Here is an 18,812-nt window from a genome sequence, read left to right as displayed (position 1 = left end):
TTACTTGCGGAGGCAGCCGATGCCCTACTTAATCATTGATGGACAACCCCTTCACTATATCGATCAAGGCACTGGTCCGGCGGTCCTCCTGGCGGGCAGCTACCTGTGGGACCAGAACATGTGGGCACCGCAGATCAGTGCACTATCGCAGCAGTATCGGGTGATTGCCCTGGATTTGTGGGGGCATGGGCAATCCGGGTCGCTGCCATCCACTACCACGTCTCTGGACGATATCGCGCGACAGGCATTGGCGCTGCTCGATCATCTTCAAGTCGAACGAGCGACGCTGGTCGGCTTGTCGGTCGGCGGGATGTGGGGCGCACGTCTGGCCCTGTTGGCGCCTCAGCGGATTAACGGTCTGGTGATGATGGGCACATACGTTGGTGTGGAACCAGAACCGACACGTCAGTACTATTTTTCGTTGCTGCAGCAGATCGAAGAAGGCGGATCGATCACGCCACCGCTTTTGGATATCATCGTTCCGATTTTCTTCCGCCCCGGTATCGACCCGCAGTCGGCGTTGTATCAGGACTTCTACGCGAAACTCGCGGCACTTCCCGCGGATCGTCTGCGCGAAAGCATCGTGCCGATGGGGCGGATCACCTTTGGCCGCGATGATCTTCTGTCGCGTCTGGGCGAGCTGGATGCAGCGAGCACACTGATTATCTGTGGTGAACAGGACACGCCTCGACCACCTCACGAAGCCCTGGAAATGGCTGAATTGATTGGTTGTCCTTATTTGCTTGTGCCTGAGGCGGGGCATATTTCCAATCTGGAAAATCCAGCGTTTGTGACGGCAGCGTTGCTGACGTTTCTTGCCCAGAGAAATTAGCTGTTGGTGCAGGCATCATTGCGGGCAAGCCCGCGAGATTCTGATAGCCCTCACGGATGAGGGCTATTGCAGAATAATTTCCTGTTGGCCTGTTCAGGAAGGCCCGGGTTTCCAATACCACTGCGTTTCGCTTGTATCTATACCCAATGCCTGAAGCTTCTCGGCAACATATCTCAAACACGCACCACCGTCCGGTTGGTAGTGCCCTGATGCGTCGTTGATATGGGCAATAACCTGTTTTATCGGGTGGGTAGATGTTTCAACTCTGAATTCGCCCGCGCAGATAACTGGGCGACCGCTCCCCAGTTGGCTATGTCTAATATAGTCCCCAGTGTCCGTGTGTTTCCAGCGTCGGTAAATAATTGAACCTTCAGGTGTATATACCCAAGTATAGCTATCACTGTTGCTGTTCGGTGAAATCACCTCGGTTTGCCGTGTTTTCAACACTTCACCGATCAGCTTTCCATCGATCATGCCGACTAATTGCCCGACCCCGTCTATCTTCGATGGGTCGTAGGTTCGCCACGCTTTAAGATCAGCAATGTAGGGGAGCCATCTTACCGGATAGGTTTGAGTGTTCAGATCAATGGGGCGCAGGTCCGAGTTTGACCACTGTGACCATTTTATCTGGCCGGCCCAGACTTGTCGTAGATGCGTGGAGTGGTTTCCGAGCCAGCGCTGGACTTTGGTGAAGGAGGAGTTGGTAAATATACCGTTAGCGATAAAAACCAAAGAGTCCAGCTCCCAGTCATCGTTGCTCAGCGGATGGTCGGTTGGAAACTGGTGAAGCGACACGTGGCTGAGTTCACTGATGTGAATGCTGCTTCGGCCGAACAGTCGTTGAATATCGACATCGATTGTAATGTTTTCACCGACTCTTGGGGTGTCGGCAAGTAATTGCAGTTTGTTTTCATGACCCAGACTGAGATAGAGGTTGTCGTCGGTGCCAGCCCAGTACTCGTCGCCTATCGTCATGGATAGTTTAAGTTCGGTGATAGTGGCGCTACGCTCGAAATTGCGGGTGAAGTCACTGATCATTGTTTCATCCTTGAAAAAATGTTGGGTGAGTTGGTGTTGTTTTTTGCGAATGCGATTATATGTTTTGTTGCTGGGGTTGCCGTATTTTTAGATGTGAATTTATTGCGTGGTCAAGGTTTGGTTGTCGTTGATAGTGACTGTTCAAGTCTGCAGAAGTAATAGGTTTGCCAATCAGGGGAGGTGAAGTTGTTCACTGAGCAGGAAGCAGATCATTCCCACTCAGAGCGGGAACGATCAGCTTCAGGAAAACCGACTACTTCGGTCCCAGAATTGCCACCAGTTTGTCCGGCGACGGTGCGCCCTGCTGTTGCTGTAACTCACCCTTGTCATCCATGTAGAAAATCGCCGGCGTCGCCTGTAACTCCAGGTCTTCCATCAACTGCATGTTGGCCGCGAGTTTCGCCTGAACAGCCGCGGGGACTTCCTTCAAGGCTTTGAGTGAGCTGGTTTTGCCTGCGGCTTCGTGGTCCCTCAGGGCTTTTTCCGGGTCTTTGGCGGCGAGCAGCGCGGCGGATTTGCCCGGGCTGTCTTCGCGGATGATGCCGACCATGATGTGGCGCAACTGTACCTTGCCGGCCTTGACCCAGGGACGAGCCTGTTCCCAGAACATGTTGCAGTACGGGCAGTTCGGGTCGCTGAACAGGTACACCACGCGCGGCGCGTCCTTGTTGCCGTCGCCGATCCAGTTGCTGGTTTCAAACTTCGCCCAGACTTCCTTGGCCATCGGCGCGTACACCAGTTTTTGCAGGGGGGCACTGCTCAGGTCATTGCCGTCGGCGTCATACAGGTTGCCGAGCAGCACGTGTTTGCCGTCCGGGGTCAGGTACAGTGCCATGCCGCGGCTCTGGTACTGCGCGGCGTAACCACGCAAGCCATCCGGCGCGTCGAACTGGCCAACGATTTTCGCGCCCTTGGCTTCGATCTTCTTGATCGCCTCGGGCAACTCTTCTGCCTGCACCAACGGCAGGTGCAGCAGGGCGGCACCGAGGCCAAGGGTCAGCAGGTGGCGGAGGCGGGGCATGGCAGTTTCCTTGAGGAGTGGGCGGGGGTGGTGTCGAAGCTTTCCAGTGCTCGGGCCAGGCTGGCTTCCGACAGTTCGCCCAGATGGCTGCCCAACAGGCGACCGTCAGGGCTATAGAACAGCGTAGTTGGCAAGGCCATGGAGCCGACGGCCTGACCCAGGCGGCCACCGCCATCGAACAGGACGTTGGTCAGGCTCAGGCCCTGGGTTTCCAGGAAGGTGGCAACGCTTTGCATGCTTTCGGCCTGGTTGACGAACAGGAAGGTCAGGTCCGGGCGATTCTGCTGGGCGTTTTCCAGCACCGGCATTTCCCGGCGACAAGGCGGGCACCAGGTGGCCCAGAGGTTGATCACCAGCGGACCACCCTGGTAGTCGGCCAGTTGCACGGTTTCACCGGCGGCATTGCGCAGGGCAATGTCCGGCAGGCGTGTGCCTTGCTCGTAGATCGACAGGGACAATGTGGCCAGCAACCAGAACCCCAGGCCGCTGGCCACGCCGAACCCCAGTGGCCGGCGTAAACCCGGACGTCGCCAGCCGCGATACAGCGTGGCGAGCAGCACTGCAATCACACCTGGCCAGGCGAGGAAACCGCCGTCACGCAGGTCGATCATCTGCCACGGATCGTTGCGGTAGTGAGTCCAGTAGACCACCACGAAGCTGATCCGGGCGACGAGCATGCCCAGCAGAAACAGGCTGAACAGCGCCGACTCGGGGTTGTCTCCACCACGCTTGGCCACCCGCCAGCCGACAAAAGTGGCCAGCGCCAGGGCACTGATCAGCAGCAGATGATTGAGCGCAATGGCGAAGGTGCCCAGGGTAAAGGTCAGCATCAGCGAGCGTCTCGGGCAGTGGTCCAGCGCTGCAGGAAGGTTTCTGCATCGACTTCGCCGGTGATGCGCTGGCCGCGACGCTCTTCGCCATCGGCGCCGATCCAGACGAAGCTCGGAGGCCCTGGCACTTTGTAGCGACCGAGCAATTCGCGACTGGCAGCGTTGTCGGCGGTGACGTCGAGCCGCAGCAGGCGAACATCGCTCAAGGCTTCCAGGACCTGAGGTTTGCCGAACACGGTTTTCTCCATGACCTTGCACGACACGCACCAGTCCGCGTAGTAGTCCAGCAGCACCCATTGCCCCTGCGCCCGGGCGGCGTCGAGTTCACGTTGCAGCGCTTGCGGGTCCTTGACGGTGGTAAAGGCGTCATGGCCGACCGCTGCGCTGGCAACGGAGGTATTCGCTGCGCGGTAGACCTCCAGTGGCTTGAACAGGCTATCGCCACCACCGGCGGCTCCGATCACCAGCAACCCGCCCCACAAACCCATCAACAGGGAACTGGCGCCGAAGAACTGAGCGATATGGCCAAAGCCTTCCGACTGTTTCCAGGCGCAATACGCAGCAATCAATAGCAGGGCACCGCACAGGCCGACCCACAGCGATGGGTCGAGCACCGGGCGCAACATCAGCAGCGCGGTGGCGAGGAACAGGAAACCGAACACGCCCTTGAGCAGGTTCATCCAGGCGCCGGGCTTGGGCAGGAAGCGATTGCCGACAGTGACCAGCAACAACAGCGGCACACCGATACCGATGCCCATGGCGAACAGGATCAAGCCACCGTGCAAGGCATTACCGCTCTGCGCGATGTAGAGCAGGGCCCCGGCCAGCGGTGCGGTCATGCATGGGCCGACCAGCAGGCCGGACAAGGCGCCCAGCACACCGGCACCGACCAGGCTGCCGCCGCGCTGATTGCGCGAGACGTTTTCCAGGCGATCACGCACGGCCACCGGCAATTGCAGTTCGAAGAAGCCGAACATCGGCAGGGCCAGCAAGACGAAAATCGCTGCGAAAGTACCCAGTAGCCATGGGTTTTGCAGCCAGGCCTGCAGGTTCGCCCCGAGCGATGCAGCCAGCACACCCATCGCCGCATAGACCAGCGCCATGCTCACCACATAACTGGTGGCCAGGACCAGGCCGCGCCGTGGCGATGCGCCGCTGCCAACAATCAGCCCGGCCAGGATTGGTAACATCGGCAGGGTGCAGGGGGTAAACGCCAGCAACAGGCCAAGACCGAAGAACACCAACAGGCTCCAGCCCAGCGCGCGTTGTTGCAGGCCGCTGGCCAGGGCTTGATCGGGCGCTTCGTCGGTGGTGTTCACTGCACCGTTACCGCCCAGGTCGACGACCTTGGTCTGCGGTGGGTAACACAAGCCGGCGTCGGCACAGCCCTGATAACTAACCTTGACCTGGCCGCTGGCGCCAGCGGGAATCTTTAGCTCCAGGCCTTGACGGTAAACCGGTTGCTCACCGAAAAATTCGTCGCTGTGGGATTCCCCCTCCGGCAGCGCGGGATGGTGTTCGGCCGGCAGTCCGTCGAACTTCAGACGTTTCTGATAGAGGTAGTAACCGTCAGTGATCTGCCAGTACAGCTGGGTTTCACCCGACTCCAGCCGCTCGGAGGTAAAGGTAAAGGCCTTATCAACCGGAAGGAATTCGGGTTTGGTTTCGAACGGATTGGTCCCGGCCTGGGCCAGGCCCGAGATCAGGACGAGAAACAGTAAAAACAGTCGACGCATGGGTAAGCCTTTTCCCTGTGCAAGTAGGGGCAACGATGGACGGTGGCGATTAACCGATGATTAACCGCGTCGCCCTTGTGGGCAAGGCGCTTGCGGCATAATGTCCGCTTAATCGGTCAGTGGCTTGATCTGCTTTATTTATACGGGACTCCCCATGCATGTACTGGTTTGCGAAGACGATGAACTGATCGCCAGCGGCATCGTTGCCGGCCTGACGGCCCAGGGGCTGACGGTGGAACACGTCGCCACGGCATCCGCTGCCCGGGCGATGCTCAAGGTGGCTGAATTCGACGTGATGGTACTCGACCTCGGCCTGCCGGATGAAGACGGCCTGAAGCTGTTGCAGCAGTTGCGCCAGGGCGGGATGGAGTTGCCGGTGCTGATTCTGACCGCCCGGGACTCGGTCACCGATCGTGTCGACGGCTTGCAGGCGGGCGCCGACGATTACCTGCTCAAACCCTTCGACCTGCGCGAACTGGCGGCGCGCCTGCACACGCTGTTGCGGCGCGTGGCTGGGCGCAGCGTCAACCTGATCGAGCACGGTACCCTGACTTACGACCCGAGCAGCCGCGAAACCACCCTGTGTGGTCAGCCAGTGGATCTGTCGCGCCGTGAGCAGTCTTTGTTGCAGGCATTGCTGCATAACCGTGGCCGGGTGCTGTCGACCGAGCAACTCAAGGACAGCGTCTACGGTTTCAACGATGAACTGGAGAGCAACGCCCTCAACGTCCATATCCATCACCTGCGGCGCAAGCTCGGCAACGGCATCGTCGAAACCGTGCGTGGCCTGGGCTATCGCCTGGGGCCGGCTGATGGCGGAGAAGAATCGAAGTGATGAGCCTGCGTTTGCGCCTGAGCCTGACGCTCGGCGTCGCTTTTGCGCTGATCTGGGCCTTGGCGGCGGCCTGGATGCTCAGCGATCTGCGCAATCAGATGATGTTCTCCCTCGACCAGCGCCTGGTGGCATCGGCGCGCATGGTCGCCGGCCTGATGGAGCAACTGCCGCCGGTGCCGAGCAAGGGCGAGGGTACGCATTTCAGTGCCGAGCAACTGAACGTGCCCGGAGGCATGGCCTGTCAGGTCAGTTCGTTGCGCGGGGAAATCCTCGCCCGCAGCCATAGCGACCCGCAGCAAACCCTGGAGGCTGAAAGACTCGGCTTTCACGACCAGATGATCGACGGCGCACCCTGGCGCAGTTTCACCCTGGCCCGCGGCGATTTGCGCATCACTACGGCTGATCGGCAGATCGAGCGCGAGGCGTTGAACATGTCGATCCTGCTGGCGGCGTCGGTGCCGGTCGGGGTGGCCTTGCTCGGGTGCGTCTGCCTGCTCTGGCTGGGTATTGGCCAAGGATTGGCGCCGCTTAACCGCATGCGTGATGCCTTGATGCGGCGCAGCGCCGACTCCCTTGAACCCTTGCAGATCCAGCCACTGCCCAGTGAGTTGCAGCCGTTGCTGGAAACTCAGAATCAGTTACTCCAGCGCATCGGCAAAACCATTGAACGCGAGCGGCGGTTGACCGGTGACGCCGCCCATGAATTGCGCAGCCCGCTGACGGCGATCAAGACCCATCTGCAAGTGGCGCGCATGACCGACGGCGCGGCGCGGGACCAATCCCTGGCCCGGGCCGAAGAGGGCGCCGACCGCATGCACCGCACGCTCGAGCAGTTGCTGCTGTTGGCCCGGGTCGAAGGCAGCTTGTCGTTCGATGACGGTGTGCAATGCAACGCCGAGCAAGTGGCGAAGCTGGCCATACAGGATGCCGCCAGCGCTGATCGCCACCGCATTCATTTTCAACGGCCGGCCAAGGCGTCCGAGGCGCCGGTACAGATGCCTGCGGTGCTGTCGATTGCTGCGCTGCGCAATTTGCTCGACAACGCCTTGCGCCATACCCCCTCCGATAAGGCGGTGGAGTTGAGCCTGGAAACCGTCGGCAACCGTGTGCAGTTCGTGGTGCGTGACCATGGGCCGGGGATTGCCCAGGAAGACCTGCAACATTTGACCCAGCGCTTCTGGCGCAACGGTCAGAGCACCGGGTGTGGCCTTGGGCTGGCGATTGTCCAGGCCATCGTCCAGCGCTGCGGTTGCACCCTGCATTTCGACAGTCGCCCGGATGGCCTGCGGGTGGAGCTGACCATGCCGCTGCAAAGTGTCTGACAGAGCTCCATCCCTTCGTGGGGGCGAGCTTGCTCGCGATAGCGTCAAGCCAGGCAGCATTAATGTTGAATGTACGGTCGCCATCGCGAGCAAGCTCGCTCCCACAGATTACGACGCTGATCTTCAGAAAATCTGCGCTAAATCCTCCCCTCGCTGAAGCGTTTCCAGAACAGGAAATCCTGACAAGTGCGCCCCATGACCGGTACGCGCACCTGTCCGGTGTGCAGTTCTGGTCACTATCCACAGCGTATTGAGGGGTCGAGAGATGTCATTCGCCACCAGCCTTATCGAAGCGCAGCCGGCGACGCCTGCCGAAACGCTTTATCAGTTCAACGAGTCGCCGTTGCTGGCGCGGCAGAGTCGCCAGGAATCCAACGCCCGCAGCTACCCCCGGCGTATTCCCCTGGCGCTCAAGCGAGCCAAGGGTATCCATGTCGAGGATGTCGAAGGACGCACCTTCATAGACTGCCTGGCCGGCGCCGGAACCTTGGCCCTGGGCCACAACCATCCGGTGGTGATCGAGGCCATCCAGCACGTACTGGCCGATGAACTGCCCCTGCATACCCTCGACCTGACGACACCAGTCAAGGACCAATTCGTTCAAGACCTGTTTGCCCTGCTACCCGAAGCGATGGCCGCCGAGGCGAAGATTCAGTTCTGTGGCCCCACCGGCACGGACGCTGTTGAAGCTGCATTGAAGCTTGTGCGTACGGCCACCGGCCGCAGCACGGTATTGTCGTTCCAGGGCGGTTATCACGGCATGAGCCAGGGCGCGCTGAGCTTGATGGGCAGCCTCGGCCCGAAAAAGCCCCTGGGTGCCTTGCTCAGCAGCGGTGTGCAGTTCATGCCATACCCCTACGATTACCGTTGCCCGTTCGGCTTGGGCGGGGAGCAGGGGATCAAGGCCAACCTGAACTATCTGGACAATTTGCTCAACGATCCCGAAGCCGGCGTGCAGTTGCCGGCGGCGGTGATTGTCGAGGTGGTGCAGGGCGAGGGCGGGGTGATTCCGGCCGATCTGGACTGGCTTCGCGGCCTGCGGCGGATCACCGAGCAGGCGGGCGTGGCGCTGATCGTCGACGAAATCCAGAGTGGCTTCGCCCGCACCGGCAAGATGTTCGCCTTCGAGCACGCCGGCATCATTCCTGACGTGGTGGTGATGTCCAAAGCCATCGGCGGCAGTCTGCCATTGGCGGTGGTGGTTTACCGCGATTGGCTCGACACCTGGTTGCCCGGCGCCCATGCCGGTACCTTCCGCGGTAATCAGATGGCTATGGCCGCAGGCTCGGCCGTGATGCGTTATCTGGTCGAGCACAAGGTTTGCGAACATGCCACCCGCATGGGCGAACGCCTCGCCGAACATTTGCGAATCCTGCAGCGGGATTTCCCGCAGTTGGGCGACGTCCGCGGTCGCGGCCTGATGCTCGGCGTCGAACTGGTGGACCCGACAGGCACGCCGGACGCACTCGGTCATCCGCCGGTGTTCGCGCGCCTGGCACCGCTGGTTCAGCGCGAATGCCTGAAACGCGGGTTGATTCTTGAACTGGGCGGACGTCACGGCGCCGTGGTGCGCTTTCTGCCGCCGCTGGTGATCACCGCCGCTGAAATCGACCAGGTCGCCGACATCTTTGGCCGGGCGTTGGCAGCAGCCGTCGTCAGTCTTTAAATTTTCCGCCGCTCCCGACGTTCCTTCTACATGACGGCTGCACACAGCGTGCAGCACGCCTTACAACGATGGAGAGACAGCATGACGTCAGTATTCGATCGCGAAGACATCCTCTTTCAGGTCGTGGTCAACCATGAAGAGCAATATTCGATCTGGCCGGAGTACAAGGCCGTGCCCCAAGGCTGGCGCACCGTGGGCAAAAGCGGTTTGAAAAAAGATTGCCTGGCCTATATCGAGGAAACCTGGACCGACATGCGTCCGCTGAGCTTGCGCCAGAAAATGCAAGAGCAGGCGGCCACGGCCAACTGAAGTCTTCGCGCAAGAAAAAGCCCGCTGAACCGGTGACGGTCAGCGGGCTTTTTCATCAGGGGAGTTAGGTCGCCGAGGTTACTCGGCGATCTGCAACTTGCGTGCTTCGGTGTACACGTAGCGCACCTTTTCATACTCGAAAGGCGAGTTCATCTGACCATAACGGAAGCTGGTCTGATAACGCTTGTCGATGCCGCGCAGGATCCAGACTTCGGGGTGGTTGGAGCTGACTTCAGCCACATTGAGGAAGTTGATCGCGTTCTCGGCAGTGAAATCGACGGCGAGGCCCGCGGTGTCACGCAGGTTGGACGGGCCGAGGATCGGCAATACGAAGTAGGCGCCGCCTGGTACTCCATAGAAACCCAGGGTCTGGCCGAAGTCTTCGCTCTGGCGCGGCAAGCCCATCGCGGTCGCCGGGTCCCACAGGCCGGCAATGCCCAGGGTGGTGTTGAGCAGCAGGCGTCCGGTGGTCTCCAGCGAGCGCTGGCCCTTGAGTTGCAGCAGGCTGTTCAACAGGTTTGGCACGTCGCCAAGGTTGTTGAAAAAGTTGCTGACGCCGGTGCGCAGGAAGCTCGGTGTGACGTAGCGATAACCGTTGACCACCGGCAGGAACACCCACTGGTCGAAGCGGTAGTTGAAGTGGTAAACGCGGCGGTTCCACTCCTCCAGCGGGTCGTAGACGTTCAGGGCGTTGAGCGTCGAACGCTCGAATTCACGCTGGTCCAGGCCCGGGTTGAATGTAAGTTTGCTCAGCGGCTCCTTGAAACCGTCACTGTCGACCACGACAGGAGCATTGGCCTTGCTGTTGTCGGCTTGCGCGACGCCTGCACAGAGTAACGCTGCGAAAAGCAGGAGATATTTAGCCACGGAAGAACTCCAGCATGGCGTCGCTGTTGACGCGGTAGTTAAGGTTGCCGCAATGGCCGCCGTACGGATAAACGGTCAGGCGATCGCCAAACGTCTTGCGCAGGAAGCCCAGGTCGCCAGGGCCGAGGATCACGTCGTCGGCGTTATGCATGACCGCGATTTTCGGGCTTTCGTGCAGATAGTCCTTCAACGCATAGAGGCTGACCTGGTCAATCAGTTGCAGCAAACTGCCGCCATCAGTGCGGGCGCGCCACATCGGAATCACCTGCTCGGTGATATAGCAGTCGAAGTCGCATTGCAGGGCGCGTTTGAGGAAAGGCGTGAGGCTGGTGCCTTCGGTGATCGGAAACTTCGGCGGGGTGATCAGGCCTCGACGGTTGATCAGGTCCGAAGTAAATGCAATGTCGGCCGCCGAGAAACGGAACGACGTACCGATCAGCATGGCCATCTGCTCATTGGTCAAATGCTGTTTGGATTGCTGGAAGTCGTACAGCAGCGCGTCGTTGAGGTCGATGTAACCCTTCTGCTGGAAGTAGCGGGTCAGTTTGTTCAGCACCAGCTCATAGAAGGTGGTGCTGTTGTTGATGCCCTTGACTTCGGTTTGCACCAGCTTGTCGAGGTTGGTGATCGAGGTGTAGAGGTTGACCGGCGGGTTGAGCAACAGGACTTTCTTGAAGTTGAAGCTGCGGCGGGTTTCATCCAGGTGCGAGACGAACGCCGCATCCAGTGCGCCCAGGCTGTAGCCGGTCAGGTAATAGTCGGTGACCGGCACCTTGGGGTTCTGCGCCCGCACGGCCTGCATCACCCGATACAAGTCTTCGGCGTCTTCCTTGGAAATGCCCGGGGTGGCAAAGCGTGAGGCGGAGCTGATGAAGTCATAGCTGGTCGGCGAGGACAACTGCACCACGTGATAGCCGGCCTTGTAGTAGAGCTTTTTCAGGTACTCGTTGAGGCTGCTGTCATAACGTGCGCCGGTGCCGGCGATCAGGAAAATCAGCGGTGCAGCGTGATCCTGGGTGGCGATGCGGTAGTCGAGTTTCTTCACCGCCCAGAAGTTGTCCGGCAATTCGAACGCGCGCTCCGGGCGCAGGGTGACGCTGCGTATTGACTGGTTGATGTCATCTTCGCGAGGCAACTCCGGACGCAGGTCCGGTGGCGTGGTGGCAATGGTTGCCTCGAACGGGTTGGTCAGGGGATAGCCATAGCTGGCTGCGTCAATATCGACCGCCAGTGCAGACGCACTCAATATCAGGCCACCAAACAGGGCGGCGAAGCGCAAGGAACGGAACATGACTAAATCCCTTAGAAGAAGGTGCCGATTGGATTTCGCAGGCTATGACCACCGGATTTGCGCCAAAGTGCCACGCATCGGCACCAAACAGGCCTAATTTCGAAGTAATAGTAGCTGGACGATACACTTTGCAGCGATTGAATGACCAGTTAACAGTTGTTATAGCTTGCGAAACGCTTTCGGGCGATTAAGCTGGCCGCCGTTTTTCGCCTTTTGGAGTGCTTCATGTCCCGCCGTCTGCCCGTGATTCTGCTGCTTGTTTTGCTGCCTGTCTGGCTGGCCGCCAGTTATGGCGCGCGTTATGGCTTCATGGAAGACGCGCAATGGGTCGGCATTTGCGTAGACGAAGCGAGCCGTTGGGAATGTGGCGTGCGTTCGAACCTGGGGCTGATGATTCACTTCGCCGTATTGGGTTGGGCGGCGGTGGCCGCTGCTGTGATCGGTTTTGTCGTACCCGGGCGGGCAGGGTGGTGGCTGGCGGTGCTGGCGTTGGTGCTCGGCTTCCCGGCACTGGCGTTGTACAACACGACACTGGCGGTGTTTGCGGTGGTGATTGCCGGGTTGCGTCTGGTCAGGGCGTCCCGCAGTGCGTGATCTGGTGATGGGGCCGTCTCGGTCACTGATTGAGCGCGGCTTTCAAGCCTTACCTAGCAGTTCTGATAGTAGACGCCCCGCTTGATAACTCCGAATCTAGCCATCCAGACGCCGGATATGGATCGGAGCCCGCCATGACTGCTCAGCCAGCCACATTACTGTGTCGCTATCACTGCGACCCGCTGGATCGGGTTGCGGGTTATGCCCCGCTAAGTCAGCCAATCCTTCAGCGCTTCTACCGAAAAGAACGGTTGGCCACCGAGATACAGGGGCAAGTGTGGTTCTCCCTGTTTGAGCATGAAGCGCAGCCATTAGCGCAGCAGCAATGGCAGGCGGGGAAAGTCGAGTCGTTGCTGTCAGCGACTGATTTGCAGCGTTCGATTCTGCATCTGATTTCCGCAACTGAGCGTCAGCAACAGACCTATTGTGCGTATGGGAATCGCTCTCCTGAAGGGGGATTGATCAGCCTGTTGGGCTTCAATGGCGAGCGGCGAGATCCGGTGACTGGGCATTACCTGCTGGGGAATGGGTATCGGGGCTTCAATCCTGTGCTGATGAGGTTTAACTGTCCGGATAGTTTGAGTCCGTTTGGGAAGGGTGGGGTAAACGCGTATGCATACTGTCAGGGGGATCCAGTCAATAAAGTGGATCCGAGGGGCGAGTTTGCGACGTTTATCCGTGGAGTCACCCAGCTTGTTTCAACACCAATTTCCGCCGTACGGCAAGTTGGCAAGGGGGTGAGAGCAATGAAAAACAGCGTCCTGAGCAATGTCCCCTTGTCAACGAGACCTGCGGGGAAGGGTTATGGAACATCAACGACAATCAATTCGAACAGTAGGGCCGCCGGGAACAATTCACGAATGAGCCCGATGAATGCGTTGATTGACGAAGCAGACGATCAAGTGAAACTACGGCGGATAGGTAAAGAGTTCACAGCTGCCAAGGCTGCCAGGGATTCAACTCCCCTCCCTCCTATCGCCAGATTCGCAAAATCAAAAGGCTACAGTGAGACAGATTTGTTCGCACAAGCTGGCTATCAAAACTCTCCTGAAGTTCAGCAACAGTACAAACTGTCGAAGTACGCACAAGAGCGGCTTACTCAGGCAGATATAGATTTTCTGACCGCAGAAGGGATTCATGTTAAGAAATATCCCCGCAGTGAGCAGGCTACGCGAAAATGGGTTGCGAAGATCCGGTCGTCATAAATCGGCCCCACTTACCGGTGAGGCCGATCATCGTTTCAGATACTGGACTTACTTAGTGCGAATCCGCAAACACCGCCACAACGCCGCGACCATCAACCCACTCACCAGCGCCCAACCCCAGGCCTGCTGATTCTGCAGGCCTTCACGGAATAGTTGCGGCGCAATGCCAGCGCCAATGATGAAGGTCAGCAAGGCGATCTCCCGACGCGGCACGTTCACCGGGCGGCACAGGTAAACCAGCGCAGGCACGATGAACGCGACGCTCGGGAAGCTGCGATAGCGTGGGTCGAAGACCAGTTCCAGCATCATCACGGCCGCGGCAAAACCTGCGATCGCCACCAGCCAGCCCGAACGACGCTCGACGAAGTCGAAAGCAAGTCCGCGCCATCCGTTGCGAGCGCTCAATGCCAAAGCGGCATGGGTCAGCACCAGCAGGTTCAGTGCGGTCAGCAACGCGACCCACAACCACTCACTGGTGAAGCGTGTGGTGACTCGGGCCAGATCACCCCAGGCGCCAATCGAGCAAGCCGCCAGAGCGCCAAGCAGCGGCAGGACCAGCGCTGACCGTGTCGTACGAACGCGCCCACCCAGCAGTAATGTGCCAAGGAAGATCAAACCGCCCACCGCCAGCCATTGCGACCAGAACGGCACGTTGGTGACCGGCCCGACCAGTACACCCTTGTCTTGGCGATCGGCATCGAACAGCCCCCAGTAGCCGCCGACCGCGCCTTCGCTGGCACGCTTCCACGGTTGGTCGAAGGCTTCGATCAGGTTGTAGTGCCAGCCCTGCTGTTCAGCCATGGCAACAAAACCCCGAATGAACTTGGCTTCGTTGACCCGGCTCGGCAGTGCGGTTTCACGCTGGCGGCCTTCGCTGGGCCAGCCGGTTTCACCAATCAGCACATCCTTGGGAGCAAATTTGTTGCCGAATACCTGGCGCACATCGGCCACGTGTTGCAGGGCGGCGTCGATGTTCGAGGGATCGTCTTCCCAGTACGGCAGCAGGTGGATGGTCAGGAAGTCCACCGCGGGGGCGATTTCCGGGTGCTTGAGCCAGAACTCCCAGACGTCGGCATAGGTCACCGGCTGTTTGACCTGGCTCTTGACCTTGTTGATCAGCCGGGCCAGTTGCGCACCCGTCACCTCTTTGCGCAGCAGTGCTTCGTTGCCGACGATCACCGCGCTGACCACATCCGGGTTGGCGTTGGCCGAGGCGATCAGCAGGTCGACTTCCTTTTCGGTGTCCACCGGGTTGCTGTTGACCCAGGCGCCGATCATCAATTTCAAACCGTGCTTACGCGCCAGGTCGGGCAGGGCCTCAAGACCGGTCATGGAGTAGGTGCGGATGCATTCGAAGCGGGTGGACAACAGCGCGAGGTCGGCGTCCATGCGCTCGGGACGCAGCTTGAACGGTTGATCGAACGGTGACTGGTCCTTGTCGAACGGTGTGTAGGACGCGCATTGCAGCTTGTGCGTGGCGCTGGCGACATCGGGCAGGATCACTGGTTTGCCGAGCCCGTACCAGAAGCCACCGAGGGCGAAGAGCCCCAGCAGGCAAGCGAATAGATAAGCAGCAATCGGGAAGCGGGAGGTCGCGGACATGGTCAGGCCGTGTGGGAGCAAAGCGGCGCATGTTACCTGCATTTGCCGCGAGCTTGGTGGCCTGCATGATTTTGACATGCAAAGTTCGGGCGGACAGGTCGCAAAGCGTGTCGGGCCGCGGATTAATGGCCTTCTGATGTCGTTTCTCGACGGGTTGGTGTCGCTGACAGAGCAGGTCGTCATCGACGTGAGGTTGATGATCGAAGGCGTCAGTACTCCGCTGATGTTCGTGCGAGTTTGCGGTGAGGCGTGATGGGGGCGCTGTGCACCATAACAATACGTTGACGCGGCTCGGCACCCGTCGAGCGCAGCACTTTCGGGGAAGTAACGATGAAGATGCGACGACTTTTAGGCGCAGGTGCCGCTCTGGTACTTGCGATGGGCTCCACATTCGCCAATGCCGAGAGCAAGACCCTGAGCATCGGTTACGTTGACGGCTGGTCGGACAGTGTGGCGACCACCCATGTCGCGGCCGAGGTGATCAAGCAGAAACTCGGCTACGACGTGAAGCTGCAAGCCGTCGCGACCGGGATCATGTGGCAGGGCGTGGCCACGGGCAAACTCGACGCCATGCTGTCGGCCTGGCTACCGGTGACCCACGGTGAGTACTGGACCAAGAACAAAGACCAGGTGGTCGATTACGGTCCCAACTTCAAGGACGCGAAAATCGGCTTGATCGTGCCGGAGTACGTCAAGGCCAAGACCATTGAAGACCTGAAAACCGATGACAGCTTCAAGAAACGCATTGTCGGCATCGACGCCGGTTCAGGCGTGATGCTCAAGACCGATCAGGCGATCAAGGATTACGACCTGACCGGCTATCAACTCAAGGCCAGTTCCGGCGCCGGCATGATCGCCGAGCTGACCCGTGCCGAGAAGAAAAACGAATCCATCGCCGTCACCGGCTGGGTGCCGCACTGGATGTTCGCCAAGTGGAAACTGCGCTTCCTCGACGATCCGAAGGGCGTGTACGGCGCGGCTGAAACCGTGAACAACATTGGCAGTAAAGAACTGGCAACCAAGGCACCTGAAGTGGCCAAGTTCCTGAAGAACTTCCAATGGGCGTCGAAAGACGAAATCGGCGAAGTCATGTTGGCGATCCAGGACGGCGCCAAGCCTGAAGTGGCAGCGAAGGATTGGGTGGCCAAGCACCCTGAGCGTGTGGCGGACTGGACCAAGTAACCGACATTTCGCTTCACCCTGTGGGAGCGAGCTTGCTCGCGATGGCGGTGTAACAGTCAACGTTAATGTTGAATGTCATGGCCTCATCGCAAGCAGGCTCGCTCCCACAGTTATTTATGGCGTGCTTGAGAATGGCGAATACGTCATGTCGTTCTAATACTAAGGTCGTCTGGAACCTGGCTCGCAGCCGCATAGAGTGGATATCGTTCCAACAATAATCTGTGCTGCGAGGATAAAAACAATGAACGACAGCATTTACCTCTCTATTCAAAACAGCCCGCGCTTCAAGGAGCTGGTCAGCAAGAGAGAACGATTCGCCTGGATTCTCTCGGCGATCATGCTTGGGCTTTACTCTGCATTCATCCTTTTGATCGCTTACGGGCCGCAAATACTCGGAGCCAAACTCAGTCCTGAATCGTCCATCACCTGGGGTATTCCCATTGGTGTGGGGCTGATTGTCTCGGCCTTTGTCCTGACCGGTATTTATGTGCGACGCGCCAACGGCGAGTTCGACGACCTGAACAATGCGATTCTCAAGGAGGCTCAGCAATGATCCGGCGTCTACTGGCTCTTTTGAGCATCGCGGCGTTCGCGCCTGCGGTCTGGGCAGCAGATGCCCTGACCGGGGAAGTGCACAAACAACCGCTCAACGTCTCCGCCATCCTGATGTTCGTGGTGTTCGTCGGTGCAACCCTGTGCATCACCTATTGGGCGTCCAAGCGCAACAAGTCGGCGGCCGATTATTACGCGGCGGGCGGCAAGATCACCGGTTTCCAGAACGGCCTGGCGATTGCCGGTGACTACATGTCGGCTGCCTCCTTCCTGGGTATTTCCGCGCTGGTGTTCACCTCTGGCTACGACGGACTGATCTACTCGATCGGCTTCCTGGTGGGCTGGCCGATCATTCTGTTCCTGATCGCCGAGCGCTTGCGTAACCTGGGCAAGTACACCTTTGCCGACGTGGCCTCGTACCGTCTGGGGCAAACCCAGATCCGTACGCTGTCCGCCTGCGGTTCGCTGGTGGTGGTGGCGTTCTACCTGATCGCGCAGATGGTTGGCGCCGGCAAGCTGATCCAGCTGCTGTTCGGTCTCGACTACCATGTCGCGGTGATCCTGGTCGGCGTGCTGATGTGCCTGTACGTGCTGTTCGGCGGCATGCTGGCAACCACCTGGGTGCAGATCATCAAGGCCGTGCTGTTGCTGTCCGGCGCTTCCTTCATGGCGCTGATGGTGATGAAGCACGTCAACTTCGACTTCAACATGCTGTTCTCCGAGGCGATCAAGGTTCACCCTAAAGGTGAAGCGATCATGAGCCCTGGCGGTCTGGTGAAAGACCCGATTTCGGCCTTCTCCCTGGGTCTGGCACTGATGTTCGGTACCGCCGGCCTGCCGCACATCCTGATGCGCTTCTTCACCGTGAGTGACGCCAAGGAAGCGCGTAAAAGCGTGCTGTATGCGACCGGTTTCATTGGTTACTTCTACATCCTGACCTTCATCATCGGCTTCGGCGCGATTCTGCTGGTCAGCACCAACCCGGCGTTCAAGGATGCAGCAGGTGCCTTGCTGGGCGGTAACAACATGGCGGCGGTGCACCTGGCCGATGCGGTGGGTGGCAGCATCTTCCTCGGCTTTATCTCGGCCGTAGCATTCGCCACCATCCTGGCGGTAGTGGCCGGTCTGACCCTGGCCGGTGCTTCGGCGGTGTCTCACGACCTGTACGCCAGTGTGATCAAGAAGGGCAAGGCCAACGAGAAGGATGAGATTCGCATTTCGAAGATCACCACTATCGCGCTGGGTGTGCTGGCCATCGTTCTGGGTATTCTGTTCGAAAGCCAGAACATCGCGTTCATGGTGGGCCTGGCGTTCTCCATCGCGGCGAGCTGCAACTTCCCGGTGCTGCTGCTTTCGATGTACTGGAAGAAGCTGACCACCCGCGGTGCGATGATCGGCGGCTGGTTGGGGCTGATCAGTGCGGTGGGCTTGATGATTCTCGGGCCAACCATTTGGGTGCAGATTCTGCACCACGAGAAGGCTATCTTCCCGTATGAATACCCGGCGCTGTTCTCGATGATCATTGCCTTTGTCGGGATCTGGTTCTTCTCGATCACTGACAAGTCGACGGCGGCGGATAACGAGCGGGCGCTGTTCTTCCCGCAGTTTGTGCGTTCGCAGACTGGGTTGGGGGCGAGTGGGGCGGTTTCGCACTAAGGCTTTTGTGTAAGTTGGGTTAAACGGAAATGCCCTGGTCGAGAGATTGGGGCATTTTTTATTGGGCGTGGGCTGAGTTTTTTTGATTGTGTACATATCCGTTGCTGCGGTAACGGCTGCTTATGGTTCCGCTCTTACAGCGGGTCACTTTTTCAAACGCCTGTATGGACCGGACACATGGTTGACGGGTGTGCGGGGACATGGTGGACACTTTTCGGCGAGCCAACTTCGCCGGGAAACCCATCATGCCTTGGGACACGAGAGATACCATGAG

17 protein-coding genes are annotated in these 18,812 nt (G+C 59.2%); 10 read left to right on the top strand and 7 right to left on the bottom strand.

Annotation, left to right across the window (positions count from 1 at the left end; translation table 11 throughout):
- Positions 1-19: 19 nt before the first annotated feature.
- A complete protein-coding gene (locus EIY72_RS27760) occupies positions 20-832 on the top strand; it encodes an alpha/beta fold hydrolase (protein ID WP_093224781.1) in 813 nt (270 codons plus the stop codon).
- A gap of 93 nt (positions 833-925) precedes the next feature.
- Here EIY72_RS27760 and EIY72_RS27755 read toward each other — a convergent pair whose 3' ends face one another.
- The 4 genes from EIY72_RS27755 to dsbD all read right to left on the bottom strand — a co-directional run bounded on the left by EIY72_RS27755 (position 926) and on the right by dsbD (position 5,457).
- On the bottom strand, positions 926-1,870 hold the full coding sequence (locus EIY72_RS27755) for a hypothetical protein (protein ID WP_093224779.1): 945 nt from the start codon (positions 1,868-1,870) through the stop codon (positions 926-928).
- A gap of 253 nt (positions 1,871-2,123) precedes the next feature.
- Positions 2,124-2,891 carry a thiol:disulfide interchange protein DsbG gene (dsbG, locus tag EIY72_RS27750; protein ID WP_093224777.1) on the bottom strand — a complete coding sequence of 256 codons (768 nt, stop codon included), beginning with the start codon at positions 2,889-2,891 and terminating at the stop codon, positions 2,124-2,126.
- Positions 2,867-3,721 carry a TlpA disulfide reductase family protein gene (locus EIY72_RS27745; RefSeq protein ID WP_093224775.1) on the bottom strand — a complete coding sequence of 285 codons (855 nt, stop codon included), beginning with the start codon at positions 3,719-3,721 and terminating at the stop codon, positions 2,867-2,869. The genes dsbG and EIY72_RS27745 overlap by 25 nt, the downstream gene beginning before the upstream one ends.
- Positions 3,721-5,457 (bottom strand): protein-disulfide reductase DsbD, encoded by a 1,737-nt coding sequence (dsbD, locus tag EIY72_RS27740; RefSeq protein ID WP_093224773.1) that lies wholly within the window; start codon positions 5,455-5,457, stop codon positions 3,721-3,723. Before dsbD ends, EIY72_RS27745 begins: the two co-directional genes overlap by 1 nt.
- A gap of 154 nt (positions 5,458-5,611) precedes the next feature.
- Here dsbD and EIY72_RS27735 point away from each other — a divergent pair, with 154 nt between their 5' ends.
- The 4 genes from EIY72_RS27735 to EIY72_RS27715 all read left to right on the top strand — a co-directional run bounded on the left by EIY72_RS27735 (position 5,612) and on the right by EIY72_RS27715 (position 9,589).
- Positions 5,612-6,292: a response regulator gene (locus tag EIY72_RS27735; RefSeq protein WP_093224771.1), complete on the top strand. Its 681-nt coding sequence runs from the start codon at positions 5,612-5,614 to the stop codon at positions 6,290-6,292.
- Positions 6,289-7,614 carry an ATP-binding protein gene (locus tag EIY72_RS27730; RefSeq protein WP_093224769.1) on the top strand — a complete coding sequence of 442 codons (1,326 nt, stop codon included), beginning with the start codon at positions 6,289-6,291 and terminating at the stop codon, positions 7,612-7,614. Before EIY72_RS27735 ends, EIY72_RS27730 begins: the two co-directional genes overlap by 4 nt.
- A 265-nt stretch (positions 7,615-7,879) precedes the next feature.
- On the top strand, positions 7,880-9,280 hold the full coding sequence (locus tag EIY72_RS27720; RefSeq protein WP_093224767.1) for an aspartate aminotransferase family protein: 1,401 nt from the start codon (positions 7,880-7,882) through the stop codon (positions 9,278-9,280).
- A gap of 81 nt (positions 9,281-9,361) precedes the next feature.
- Positions 9,362-9,589 (top strand): MbtH family protein, encoded by a 228-nt coding sequence (locus tag EIY72_RS27715; protein ID WP_093224765.1) that lies wholly within the window; start codon positions 9,362-9,364, stop codon positions 9,587-9,589.
- A 78-nt stretch (positions 9,590-9,667) separates the two neighbouring features.
- On the opposite strand, the gene EIY72_RS27710 is transcribed toward EIY72_RS27715, so the two are convergent.
- Positions 9,668-10,456: an MlaA family lipoprotein gene (locus tag EIY72_RS27710; protein ID WP_093224762.1), complete on the bottom strand. Its 789-nt coding sequence runs from the start codon at positions 10,454-10,456 to the stop codon at positions 9,668-9,670.
- Positions 10,449-11,747: a serine/threonine protein kinase gene (locus tag EIY72_RS27705; RefSeq protein ID WP_093224759.1), complete on the bottom strand. Its 1,299-nt coding sequence runs from the start codon at positions 11,745-11,747 to the stop codon at positions 10,449-10,451. The genes EIY72_RS27710 and EIY72_RS27705 overlap by 8 nt, the downstream gene beginning before the upstream one ends.
- Before the next feature lie 225 nt (positions 11,748-11,972).
- Between EIY72_RS27705 and EIY72_RS27700 the strand changes: the two genes are divergently transcribed.
- Together EIY72_RS27700 and EIY72_RS27695 are read left to right on the top strand one after the other, a co-directional pair.
- Positions 11,973-12,341, top strand: a complete 369-nt coding sequence (locus EIY72_RS27700) for a hypothetical protein (RefSeq protein WP_093224755.1) — start codon at positions 11,973-11,975, stop codon at positions 12,339-12,341.
- A 134-nt stretch (positions 12,342-12,475) separates the two neighbouring features.
- Positions 12,476-13,546: an RHS repeat-associated core domain-containing protein gene (locus EIY72_RS27695; protein ID WP_093224749.1), complete on the top strand. Its 1,071-nt coding sequence runs from the start codon at positions 12,476-12,478 to the stop codon at positions 13,544-13,546.
- A 48-nt stretch (positions 13,547-13,594) separates the two neighbouring features.
- On the opposite strand, the gene EIY72_RS27690 is transcribed toward EIY72_RS27695, so the two are convergent.
- On the bottom strand, positions 13,595-15,190 hold the full coding sequence (locus tag EIY72_RS27690) for a glycoside hydrolase family 17 protein (protein ID WP_093230676.1): 1,596 nt from the start codon (positions 15,188-15,190) through the stop codon (positions 13,595-13,597).
- Between the two features lie 288 nt (positions 15,191-15,478).
- Between EIY72_RS27690 and EIY72_RS27680 the strand changes: the two genes are divergently transcribed.
- The 3 genes from EIY72_RS27680 (at position 15,479) to EIY72_RS27665 (ending at position 18,538) form a co-directional block, all read left to right on the top strand.
- A complete protein-coding gene (locus EIY72_RS27680; RefSeq protein ID WP_093224743.1) occupies positions 15,479-16,330 on the top strand; it encodes a glycine betaine ABC transporter substrate-binding protein in 852 nt (283 codons plus the stop codon).
- Positions 16,331-16,571: 241 nt separating this feature from the next.
- Positions 16,572-16,883, top strand: a complete 312-nt coding sequence (locus tag EIY72_RS27670; protein WP_093224737.1) for a DUF485 domain-containing protein — start codon at positions 16,572-16,574, stop codon at positions 16,881-16,883.
- Positions 16,880-18,538 (top strand): cation acetate symporter, encoded by a 1,659-nt coding sequence (locus EIY72_RS27665; RefSeq protein WP_093224736.1) that lies wholly within the window; start codon positions 16,880-16,882, stop codon positions 18,536-18,538. The genes EIY72_RS27670 and EIY72_RS27665 overlap by 4 nt, the downstream gene beginning before the upstream one ends.
- Positions 18,539-18,812 lie beyond the last annotated feature (274 nt).

Source organism: Pseudomonas vancouverensis, assembly GCF_004348895.1.
Classification (GTDB): domain Bacteria; phylum Pseudomonadota; class Gammaproteobacteria; order Pseudomonadales; family Pseudomonadaceae; genus Aquipseudomonas; species Aquipseudomonas vancouverensis.
Note: the sequence above shows the minus strand (reverse complement) of the source record. Positions and strands in the feature narration are given on the sequence as shown.

Coding starts and splice junctions, on each gene's coding strand:
- EIY72_RS27735 (WP_093224771.1), top strand. CDS start 5,612: ATGCATGTACTGGTTTGCGAAGACGATGAACTGATCGCCAGCGGCATC.
- EIY72_RS27695 (WP_093224749.1), top strand. CDS start 12,476: ATGACTGCTCAGCCAGCCACATTACTGTGTCGCTATCACTGCGACCCG.
- EIY72_RS27690 (WP_093230676.1), bottom strand. CDS start 15,190: ATGCAGGTAACATGCGCCGCTTTGCTCCCACACGGCCTGACCATGTCC.
- EIY72_RS27670 (WP_093224737.1), top strand. CDS start 16,572: ATGAACGACAGCATTTACCTCTCTATTCAAAACAGCCCGCGCTTCAAG.
- EIY72_RS27715 (WP_093224765.1), top strand. CDS start 9,362: ATGACGTCAGTATTCGATCGCGAAGACATCCTCTTTCAGGTCGTGGTC.
- EIY72_RS27745 (WP_093224775.1), bottom strand. CDS start 3,721: ATGCTGACCTTTACCCTGGGCACCTTCGCCATTGCGCTCAATCATCTG.
- EIY72_RS27665 (WP_093224736.1), top strand. CDS start 16,880: ATGATCCGGCGTCTACTGGCTCTTTTGAGCATCGCGGCGTTCGCGCCT.
- dsbD (WP_093224773.1), bottom strand. CDS start 5,457: ATGCGTCGACTGTTTTTACTGTTTCTCGTCCTGATCTCGGGCCTGGCC.
- EIY72_RS27700 (WP_093224755.1), top strand. CDS start 11,973: ATGTCCCGCCGTCTGCCCGTGATTCTGCTGCTTGTTTTGCTGCCTGTC.
- EIY72_RS27680 (WP_093224743.1), top strand. CDS start 15,479: ATGAAGATGCGACGACTTTTAGGCGCAGGTGCCGCTCTGGTACTTGCG.
- dsbG (WP_093224777.1), bottom strand. CDS start 2,891: ATGCCCCGCCTCCGCCACCTGCTGACCCTTGGCCTCGGTGCCGCCCTG.
- EIY72_RS27760 (WP_093224781.1), top strand. CDS start 20: ATGCCCTACTTAATCATTGATGGACAACCCCTTCACTATATCGATCAA.
- EIY72_RS27705 (WP_093224759.1), bottom strand. CDS start 11,747: ATGTTCCGTTCCTTGCGCTTCGCCGCCCTGTTTGGTGGCCTGATATTG.
- EIY72_RS27755 (WP_093224779.1), bottom strand. CDS start 1,870: ATGATCAGTGACTTCACCCGCAATTTCGAGCGTAGCGCCACTATCACC.
- EIY72_RS27720 (WP_093224767.1), top strand. CDS start 7,880: ATGTCATTCGCCACCAGCCTTATCGAAGCGCAGCCGGCGACGCCTGCC.